The organism is Psychrobacter piechaudii, from assembly GCF_900162825.1.
Lineage (GTDB): Bacteria > Pseudomonadota > Gammaproteobacteria > Pseudomonadales > Moraxellaceae > Psychrobacter > Psychrobacter piechaudii.
Window position 1 is genome coordinate 1 of record NZ_FUGE01000295.1, and the last position, 674, is coordinate 674.

1 protein-coding gene is annotated in these 674 nt (G+C 35.3%); it reads left to right on the forward strand.

Features of this window, described 5'->3' with window-relative positions:
* Positions 1–11 precede the first annotated feature (11 nt).
* A partial coding sequence (locus A1019T_RS13080) for a glycosyltransferase family 2 protein (RefSeq protein WP_279626194.1) occupies positions 12–674 on the forward strand: 663 nt, incomplete at its 3' end.

Here is a 674-nt window from a genome sequence, read left to right on the forward strand (position 1 = left end):
CTATAAATATCATGACTCCCTTAGTTAGTATAATCATACCCGTATATAAAGTAGAAGAATACATTGAAAAGTGTATGCAAAGCCTGCTGGATCAGAGTTATGAAAACTTTGAAGCTTTAGTTGTTGATGACGGCAGCCCAGACAACTCTATTACTCTAGCTAAAGAGCTTGTAGGTGATGACCCTCGCTTTATTTTCTTAGAGAAAGAAAATGGTGGTCAAGGCTCTGCCCGGAACTTAGGGTTAGATCATGCTAGAGGGGATTATATTGCTTTTTTGGATAGTGATGATTATTACGAACCAGACTACCTAGACGCAATGATAAAACAAATACTAAAGGATAAAGCTGACATATGTTTATGTGACATATTCTCCGTTAGTATAGATGGACACCGCTTGAACCTTGATAAAAATGACGTTAAAGGATTCATAGAAAATAAAGACTACCTAATATCTCGTGGATATATTTCTAATTTCATGTGGGATAAACTTTTTGACGCTAAGTGCTTCGATGGAATAAGATTTGACTCCTCAATAAGAAGCTTTGAAGATGTGCACTTACTTTTTAAGATATTATTTAAGAGAACTCTTACCCACGTTAATAAACCTCTTTATAACTATGTACAGAGGCCAGGTTCAACAATGCATAGTATCCCAGAAACATATATACAAGAT